This window comes from Desulfosarcina sp., assembly GCF_041551955.1.
In the GTDB taxonomy this organism is placed as follows: Bacteria; Desulfobacterota; Desulfobacteria; order Desulfobacterales; family Desulfosarcinaceae; genus Desulfosarcina.
Map to the genome: position 1 here is coordinate 1 of NZ_JBFELV010000184.1, position 9,306 is coordinate 9,306.

9 protein-coding genes and 1 tRNA gene are annotated in these 9,306 nt (G+C 55.8%); all 10 read right to left on the reverse strand.

Annotated elements, in window-relative coordinates; genetic code table 11:
- Positions 1 to 217: 217 nt before the first annotated feature.
- Positions 218 to 290 (reverse strand) — tRNA-Ala (locus tag ABYV26_RS14355).
- 72 nt (positions 291 to 362) lie between these two features.
- Positions 363 to 1,616, reverse strand: coding sequence for a peptidoglycan DD-metalloendopeptidase family protein (locus tag ABYV26_RS14360; RefSeq protein WP_372682042.1), 1,254 nt, complete (start codon positions 1,614 to 1,616; stop codon positions 363 to 365).
- A gap of 193 nt (positions 1,617 to 1,809) precedes the next feature.
- Positions 1,810 to 2,553 (reverse strand): general secretion pathway protein GspB, encoded by a 744-nt coding sequence (locus tag ABYV26_RS14365; protein WP_372682043.1) that lies wholly within the window; start codon positions 2,551 to 2,553, stop codon positions 1,810 to 1,812.
- 114 nt (positions 2,554 to 2,667) lie between these two features.
- On the reverse strand, positions 2,668 to 4,464 hold the full coding sequence (locus ABYV26_RS14370; RefSeq protein WP_372682044.1) for an AAA family ATPase: 1,797 nt from the start codon (positions 4,462 to 4,464) through the stop codon (positions 2,668 to 2,670).
- Positions 4,465 to 4,570: 106 nt separating this feature from the next.
- The gene (locus tag ABYV26_RS14375; RefSeq protein ID WP_372682045.1) at positions 4,571 to 5,407 is read right to left on the reverse strand and encodes an MBL fold metallo-hydrolase; all 837 of its coding nucleotides are present in this window, start codon (positions 5,405 to 5,407) and stop codon (positions 4,571 to 4,573) included.
- A 36-nt stretch (positions 5,408 to 5,443) separates the two neighbouring features.
- Positions 5,444 to 6,280, reverse strand: a complete 837-nt coding sequence (locus ABYV26_RS14380; protein ID WP_372682046.1) for a VacJ family lipoprotein — start codon at positions 6,278 to 6,280, stop codon at positions 5,444 to 5,446.
- A gap of 73 nt (positions 6,281 to 6,353) precedes the next feature.
- Positions 6,354 to 7,010, reverse strand: coding sequence for a phospholipid-binding protein MlaC (locus ABYV26_RS14385; RefSeq protein ID WP_372682047.1), 657 nt, complete (start codon positions 7,008 to 7,010; stop codon positions 6,354 to 6,356).
- A gap of 79 nt (positions 7,011 to 7,089) precedes the next feature.
- Positions 7,090 to 7,542 carry an outer membrane lipid asymmetry maintenance protein MlaD gene (gene mlaD / locus ABYV26_RS14390; RefSeq protein WP_372682048.1) on the reverse strand — a complete coding sequence of 151 codons (453 nt, stop codon included), beginning with the start codon at positions 7,540 to 7,542 and terminating at the stop codon, positions 7,090 to 7,092.
- A 43-nt stretch (positions 7,543 to 7,585) separates the two neighbouring features.
- On the reverse strand, positions 7,586 to 8,356 hold the full coding sequence (locus ABYV26_RS14395) for an ABC transporter ATP-binding protein (protein ID WP_372682049.1): 771 nt from the start codon (positions 8,354 to 8,356) through the stop codon (positions 7,586 to 7,588).
- Between the two features lie 164 nt (positions 8,357 to 8,520).
- On the reverse strand, positions 8,521 to 9,306 hold a 786-nt coding region (locus ABYV26_RS14400; protein WP_372682050.1), incomplete at its 5' end, for an MlaE family ABC transporter permease.

Here is a 9,306-nt window from a genome sequence, read left to right on the forward strand (position 1 = left end):
ACAAATTAATAATGTTTGGTTACAATCTGCAGCATTTATATTAAACGGCCAAAAAAAATGTAAACAGAGGCTTTTATTTCCTAGCAAGTTGGTATATAATTGGCAATTTGCTGCGAGGAATACAATTTTACAATTGGGTCGGACATTTATAGAACCCAAGGCGTAATAAAAACAGGGACTTATGGGGGTTAGAATTTAGGCCTCACGATAGTATAAGTGGAGATGAGGGGGATCGAACCCCTGACCTCAGCGTTGCGAACGCTGCGCTCTCCCAGCTGAGCTACACCCCCATGAAGCGGTGGCCTTGGTTTTAAACCATGGTTATGACTTTTTAGGTCGTTTTTACAGCGGCGTCAAGGGAATCAATGGTCACGGGTCAGCATCACCAGGCTGGTTTGCTCCTTCAGCAGGCCGTCCACAAGCAGCAGCCGCTCGTTGACCACCTCCGTGAAGCTGGCCAATAATTCGCTCTTAAGGGGCTTGCCACGGCTTTTTTTGACCTTGTTGGGGTCGATGGGCTTGCCGCCCACGCGGACTTCGTAGTGCACGTGTGGGCCGGTGGCCACGCCGGTTTGTCCGACCCGGGCGATAACCTGGCCCTGCTCCACCATCTGCCCGCGCTTCATCAGCAGCCGGCTGCAATGACCGTAGTAGGTCTGATAGCCGTTGGGGTGCTTGACGATCATCAACTTGCCGTAACCGGCCTTACGCCCCGAGAAGGTGACCTTGCCGTTGGCCGTGGCCATGATGGGTGTACCCGTGGGGGCTCCGTAATCGATGCCGGTATGCGGCTTGTAGCGTTTGGAAACCGGGTGGAACCGCCGAATGGAATAAGAAGAGGTCATCCTGCCGAATTTCAACGGGGTCCGCAAAAACATCTTTTTCAGAGGCTGGCCGGTTTCGTCGTAGTATCCGTCAAATTGGCCGTCATGAAATAAAAAGGCGGAAAAGGTCTTTTGCTTGCCCACGTATCGGGCGGCCAGGACATCGCCGTACTGCACAAACTCGCCGTCTTTGTAGCATCGCTCATAGACCACGGCGATCTGATCACCCTTTCGCGGATAGAGATAAAAATCGATGTCCCAGGCAAAAATGTCCGCGATCAGACCGGCAACCTGCTGGGTTTCACCGCTGTCGGCAACAGCCTGGTAAAGTGAGGTTTCGATGGTGAACACCTTGGCGATCACCCGACGATCAAGCACGATTTTTCGTTTGTGAACGGTATAGTCGCCGTTGCCTTCCTTTATGGCCTCGTATTCGTCTAATGGGCTGGTCTTGTAAACAAACTTTTGAATCAAGTTCTGGTCGTCGACGCTGACCTCATAGTAATCTTTCGGCCGGGAACAGCGGAAATCGAAAACCGGTTTGAAGGATCTGGAGAGGGAGAGAATCTCCGCCGGCGGAATATCGAAGGCGGTCAGGGCATCGTATAGGGTGCCGTTGCGAATGAGCCCCTCCAACACACTGACCGGAGCCGCTTCTGTCGCAAAGGTCTCATTGACATCGGTGTCGGCCTTAAGTCCGGTAGCCGCGGAAGGCAGGGGGGACAGAACAAAAAGCACCCCCGTCAAGGCGATCAACAACCATACTGCAAGCCTATCACATGTCCAACGCATGTTCGACGTTCCTTTCAAGCCTTCTGCTGATTTCAGGATGTTTTCGGTCGGTTGTATGGATAACTTTAGCTTGCATCACTGCCTCTTTACCAAATGCGTTTCTGGTAATCAACCGTTATTTCAACCATTTTATTCATCATGGAATTAGTGATGACGTTTATTGCGGATAGTTGCCGACGCATCAATCGGAATCTTAGCGGATTTTAAATGTCTCATGCCACCGATCAGATCCTTCGGCCAGCAGCACATCATCCGGGTTGATGCGCACCACGACGATATTGTCCACGGAGCCGCCCTCTTTAATGAGGCGGTTGTTGATGACAACAAACCGCCCGGTGGGTTCGGGCGCCCACACCAGGGCTTGCAGGTCAATTCGCGGGTCGCTTCTGAAAGGTCTATCGGTATCTCGCCTGGCCGCCGGCTGGCGGGTCGCCGCTGTCTCCACCGGGCGGGGAGCGGGGTCTTCGTTGGGGGCAGCTTCCGGTATGGGTGTTGGGGCAGGGTTTTGCCGCACCAAATTCGCCTGTTGCGATGGCGTTGGCTGCACCCTCGATGCGGCTGTTGGCACAGCGGTGGACAGCGGCCGCGTCTCAGGTTGAGCCGACCGGGTCACGGCCATGGCATCGGAATGATCGCTGGAAGCAGGCGCATTGCCTGTGGCTTGGCGCGGGGGGGCACCTGCCTGGGTCTTGACGGGCGGCGTCTGCGGTGGTTCGGCAGCCGGCACACCGGGCTTGGGCGCCTCGGCAACAAGAGGCACGACACCGGGATTGGTTTTGGACAACGGCTGAGGCGGCAACGCCGACATGGACTTCGCAGGGCGTGGGGTACCCGCTTGCCGCACATGCCAGAGGACCACGCCGACGACACACAAACCTACAGCGAGACCCAGCGCCACCCACCACCGACGATGGCCCTTGCGGTCGGGTGATTGCATGGGAGGCGGGGCCGGCCATGGGGTCCCCGCGCTACGATCCATGGCGGATTCTTGTTCTGCTTTTTTTAATGCATCCAGAATAGAACTCAACGCTTGCCGCTCCTCTAACCGCCTCTATTGCCCCGGGCTGCCACCAGCCAGACGGGGACCGTTCAGCGATGGATCTTCATTGTAAAGTGCAATTTTCGTCATGGGGCCCACCATACCGTCCACGTAAAGGCCATTGCGGGCTTGAATCGTCTCGACGGCCAGCCGCGTGGAGGTATCATAGGCGGCGGTCATCGCTTCGATCGGAAACCCCTTGGCCTTCAGGTGCACCTTGAGGGATAAAATGACTTCTCCGGGTGACGAGATCGGAATGACCCCGGTGTAGTTAAAATAGTTTTTCCAGAAGATATGCGCCACCCCATTCCACACTCCAGCCAGGGATGCGGGGACGACGGAAAAGGTGTCGTCACCGTCGGACAGCCGGATGTCACTTTCTTCAAGGCCGACCAGGGCCATGAACCGGACATCGCTGCCGTCCGCAGGGGGAAATTCCAATATGGCTGGCAGGTTCAGCTTTTTTATCAGGTTCAGATTCCCCTTGACGCGAAGGACTTCCATATCGCTGTGTCGGGCGGAAAGACGAAAAAAAGTGTCGCTGTCCACTCCATCCACCGACCCGACACCCTGGAGAGGTTGCGCATTCCATTGCCTCAGGACGGCCGCCAACGCACCGATGCGTGAGTTCAGGGCCTCCGTGGAAGCGAGCACCTGTTCAAGGTCGCGGACCGGTGTCGCCGGTGCCGGATCCTTGCTGATGGCGGTCTCGGCCGGTGCTTCGACCGGTGCCGATACCGGTTCCGCTGAAAAGGGCTCGTGTTCCGGCAACGGCGCAACGGCTTCCGGGTTCGTTTCACCGACAGCCTCCGGAGCAGGATCCGCAGCCGATTCGACAACCGCCGTTTCGATTTTATGATGGACGACCGGCTCAACGGCCATCCGTCGGGTGCGGTTCAACATCATCTGGCCGGCAACCAGCCCGGCCACCAGAATAACCAACACCACCAGCAGGCCGATGATCCATTTTTCCCGAAAATAGGTTGGCTTGCCAGAACGCTTTCTTTTCCCGTCCAATTCTCGAATGGCCCGCCTGACGATGGCCTGGGTGATGCGGTGTTTGCCCATGGCAAAGGCGGTAAGCAGGGTCCGGTCGCAGACGATATTAATCAGCCGGGGGATGCCGTTGGAATAGTTGAAGATGGACCGGTATGCCCCTGCGGTGAAGGCCAACCCCGGTTTCCGGGAGGCGATGTGAATACGATGGCGAATGTATTCCCGCATTTCTGATGCAGTCAGCGGAATCAGGTGGCAGCTCAGGGTGATGCGCTGGTTCAGCTGGCGAAGGGCTTCGGTCTCCAGCAGCGCGCCCAGCTCCGGTTGGCCCACCAGAATAATCTGAAGCAGTTTACTGGTGGTGGTTTCCATGTTGGAGAGCAGCCGCAATTGCTCCAGTACGTCAACGCTCAGGTTTTGGGCTTCGTCAACCAGCAGGATCACTTGTTTGCCCTGGGCTTTTTTCTCCAGGAGAAAGGCATTGAGCCGGTCGATGAGCGTTTTTAACGACGCCGTCTCCGAGGGAATACCGAATTCGTCGTTGATGGCCTTGAGCAGCTGCAGGGCGTCGAGCTTGGGGTTGAAGATGTATGCCGCTGCGGTATTCTCGTCCAGGCCTTCCAGGAACATGCGACAAAGGGTCGTCTTGCCGGTACCCACTTCTCCAGTGATCTCAACGAATCCCTCGCCATAGCCCACGGCATAGTTCAAATGGGCCAGCACCTCTTCATGAATCCGGGACAGGTAAAGGTACTCCGGGTTGGGTACCAGTTTGAACGGTCTCTCTTTAAAACCAAAAAAACGATTGTACATGGGCGTTTGCCAATTGTCTGATCAAGGGGTTCACCAACCGGAGCAAACCGGGGGCGTTCGATCCCCATCACCGGCTGTCCCTCGTCGGGGCGCCGAGAAGCCACCGTCAGCCTTCCAGTTCGGCACCCACACAACCGAAAAAAAACCGCTCGCCCAAGTGGGCGCTGAGGCTGGCCGCTTTTTCCAGCCCTGTGCAGTGAGACACGCCCAGCCGTTCGATGCCATATCGGTCGAGGGCCTTGAGCGTCTCGTCGAACTGGCCGGGCTGGGCAAATCCCAGATGGGTCCCACCGACGACTGCATAAAGGCGATCCCGCTGAAACATCTTCATAACATGGTCGAAGATGTTGATCATGCCCGCATGGGCACAGCCCAGCACCAGAATGAGGCCCTTTTCCGAATCGACGATCAGGGACAGGTCGTCGGCAATGGGATCCGGACGCACGGCCTTGGCGCCTTGGGGATGAAGGGTCATGTTGGGATCCGGCTTTTCAAAGTCGTTGTTTCTGGGGATTTCACCACTCAGATAAACCCCAGGGCTGATTTCAACCGGATGGCGATCCAAATGGAATTGGGCGCCCAGAGATTCGAGGTATTCGCGCCGGTGGCGCATGCCGATGTACCGCGTGGCAGTACCGTCGGACCACGTGCGTGAAGCGAAAATATCGGGATGGCCGTATACAGGCACTGAGCCGGTCTGTTCGAGCACCTGCGGCAGCCCGCCAGTGTGATCGTAGTGGCCATGGCTGATGGCGATGGCCTCAACGGATGCCAGGTTTTTACCCAGCACCGCGGCATTGCCACAGATGCCGAGTCCCTGACCGGTATCGAAAAGCAGGTTACCGGCCTCGGTTTCAATGAAACAGGCAAACCCATGCTCGCCCACAACACCGAAGGGCCGACCCACGGAATTTTCACACAAAATGGTCAGTTTGGTTTGCATATGGCGCATCCGGAAAATAGGTGATTGCCGGCCGCCCTATTGAGCGATTCTACTGAGCCGATTCTGAATGTAAGCGTTGCGAAAGGCTTCATAGGGATCCAGGGCGGCATTTTTCAGCGTTTCGTAATCGCCGATGCGGAAAGAGGTGTCGTTAACAATTCTGACGCTGTATGCGACCACGTTGGTGGTGGTGGAGGTCAATTCACCCGCATCCACATTGACCAGCTGCATGAACGAAACCGGGTTCAAGACCCAGTCCCCGAGACTGCCCACCGTATCGCGCAAGGTTGACGGGCCGAACAGCGGCCAGATGATAAAAAAACCATTGCCGATGCGGTAATACCCGAGAGTCTGACCCAAATCCTCTTCGGGGGGGTTGAACGACGGGTTGTCTCTCACCAGGTTGAATAATCCCAGGCACCCTGCCGTGCTATTGACCACGAACCGGCAGAACTCGCCTTCCGCGGATCTCCATTTGCCTTGAAAGAGGCAATTGACAAAGCGAACCGGTGCCAGAAGATTGAAAAAAAAATCTTTTACGCTTACCCGGGCCGGTGTGGGAACGACCTCCCGGTATCCCGAGGCCACCGGTTTGAGCACCCAGAAATACAGTTTGTCGTTGACGACGAACATGGTCCGGTTGAACCCGACAAGGGGGTCGGCAACCGCTTGCAGCATCAGGTCCTTATCTCCGAAACTATCGCCACTGGGGTCATCGAAGGGATCGAAGGGAACCGAATCCGCCGACGCCGCGGCATCGTCATCGGGCGGGGGATCGGCGCTGGCGGCCACCGGCGGATTGACCCACGCGGTGCTGCCGATCAGCACAACCACCATCATGATCAGGAACAACTGTCCAGGTTTCATCGCCATTGCTTGCTTCGTCGTTTGAAAGTCGCGGGCCCCAATCCGGCCAACCGCTGCCAATGATATATCCGTTGTGAAGCTATCCGTTTTCCGCAAGACGCTTGTTTTGTTCAGCCAGCTTGTCGTTGAGCTGCTGGATCAGTTGGGCCGGTTTGTCCTTGCTCAGGATACTGGCAAACTGAGTGCGGTAATTTTTTACCAGGCTGACACCCTCGACGATGATATCGTAGACCATCCACCGGTCTTCATCACCCTTGAGCATTCGGTAATTGACAGGAATTTTTAATGTTTCTCTGACAATCAAGGTTTTGACTTCGGCGTAGGTGTCCGAGTAGAAATCCTGCCCGAGGTAAACGATCTGCTCGTTGTGGTACTCACCCTGAATTTTATCGATGTAGGTGTTGCCGAGAAACTGGGCGAACACATCGGTGAAGTCTGCCTTTTCCGTATCGTTGAAAGCGCTCCAGTTTCGAGCCACGGCCCGTTGGGCGATCTCATCGAAGTCAAACATCGGCTTGACATTCTTCCAGATTTCGTCCCGTTGGGCCGATTTCGTGCCGGTGGCCTTGTATTTGGGGTCGTTGAGAATGGTAATTACGGCATCGATGGGGGCTTTGATGGTCGCCATGGGTTCCATGGAGACCGCCGCCGCCGGAATTGTCGTCAAAATTAAAAAGGTCATTACGACGATTATCTGGTTAAGGATCATCTCATCCTCCGTAGTCTCTTGTTCCATGTTGCAATCGCGTCCCGCCGGCGCCGCATCGGCAAGGCATTGAACCGCGCTCGCGGTCGCGGTGCAATGCCCGGCAATATTATTTTTCGGCATCTCCGAAAACGTATTTGCTGACCAGTTCCTCGATATCCAAGGCCGACTCGGTTTCGATGATCATGTCTCCGGTTTTGAGTATTCTGTCCGAACCGCCCGGCGTCAAGCGGATATATTTATCGCCGATCAGGTCGGAGGTCTTTACCGAGGCGATGACGTCATCGGTGAGTATCACGCCTTTTTTGATTTTCAGACTGACAATGGCCACCTGCCGTTGATTGTCAAGGCGGATATCGGCCACCTGGCCAACTTCTACCCCCGCCATATCCACAAGGGCGCCGGCCTTCAGGCCCGAAACCGAATTGAAGCGCGCATCGAGCGTATAGTAATCGTCGCCGAACCACTCCATTTTTCCCAGCTTGATGGTGAGATAAGCCACGCTGATCAAGCCGATGAGAACAAAGACGCCAACCGCAGTTTCGACAGATGCTTTTTTCATATCTCCTCCGCAGCCGCAGATCAGATCGATGCGGCTGCCACCGTTAGCCCTCGCTTGGCGCAACGTTGATTGCCTCCGGGTCCTGGCCCCGGATAAACTGCCGGATCACCGGCTCAGTGCTGTTCTGGATTTCCGTCGGGCTTCCCTGAAAGATAACCCGGCCCTGATCCAGCATGGCGATACGCTGGCAGATGTAAAACACATCGGGAATCTCGTGACTGACCATGACCCCGGTAAAGCCGAAGGTTTTCTGGTATTGGGCAATCATGGCGTGGGCCGCATTCTTGCGGATGGGATCCAGGCCCGTCGTCGGTTCGTCAAAAAGCACGATCTCCGGATTGGTCACCAGGGCCCGCGCCATGGCTACCCGTTTTTTCATGCCGCCGGAAAGTTGAGACGGGTATTTGTCTTCGATTCCGGCCAGATCCAGTTGGGCCAGCTTCTCACGCACACGGCGTTGAATTTCACGGTAGGGAATCCGGCCCTTCTCCTTCAGCGGCAGGGCCACATTCTCATAAACGGTCATGGAATCAAACAGGGCCGTCCCCTGAAACATATAGCTGAACTTCATTTTCACCGCCCGGCGCGCAGCGGCGGGCATGGCGTTGATCGCCTGGCCTTGGAACCGGATTTCCCCTTGGTCGGGTTCCAACAGGCCGATGATGTGCTTGAGCAAGACACTCTTGCCGATGCCGCTCTTGCCGATAATGGCCGTGACCTGCCCCTGGTAGATGGACAAGTCTACCCCTTTAAGCACGGCATTGTCGCCAAAACGCTTGAACACCTGATTAAACTCGATCAACGGCACCTTCATGAATAATAAACCCGCAACGCGTTACCTTTTCGACGGATTCGTAAACGGTTCGAGATCAAGGCTTGCGAATCCCAGGGAGTGAGGTTTACTTACCGTACTCCGCAATGACGAGGGATGAAGCGCAGCGCAGATATCGGACGTTTTACGAACCCGTCATGATTGTCTCACAGCAAGAACGAAGTCAACACATAGTCGGACACCAGAATCAGCACACAGGATAAGACCACCGCCGACGTAGTGGACAGACTCACGCCCTTGGCGCCAAAACCTTCTTTGCGCAGGTGAGTCGTGTATCCTTGAAAACAGCAGATCGTTACCACGATGGCGGCGAAGCAGATTGATTTGGCAAACCCGCCGTTGATGTCTTCCATCAGAACGCTTGATTCCACCCGGCTGAAATAGAGCCCCGAATTGATCCCCAGCAGCAGAGAGCCGGTCACGTAGCCCCCGATAATCCCCACCACGTCGAAAATGGCCGTGTGAAAGGGAAAGCTGATCAACGCAGCCCCCAGCCGGGGACTGAACAAAAATCGTATGGGGTTGATGTCCATGGTCTCCAGGGCATCGATCTGCTCGGAAATACGCATGATGCCGATCTCCGCGGCCATGGCCGAACCGGCCCGGGCCACGACCATGATGGCGGCCAACACCGGTCCCATTTCACGAATCAGGCTCAAGGCCACCGCCGCTCCCAACAGCCCCTCGGAACCGAATTTCACCAGCGTGTAATAACCTTGCAGACCTAATACCATTCCCGTAAACGCACCGGTGAGGCAGATCACGAAAACCGATTTCATGCCGATAAAATAGACCTGGTCGATGATCTTTTCCGCCTGGAGGGGAAACGAAAAGAGATGGATAACCCCGCGGAAAAAAAAGATCGCCACCCGGCCCAGTTCCTGAACCGGGGAAATGACCATGCGGCCGAGACCCGCCAACATGTCGATGAT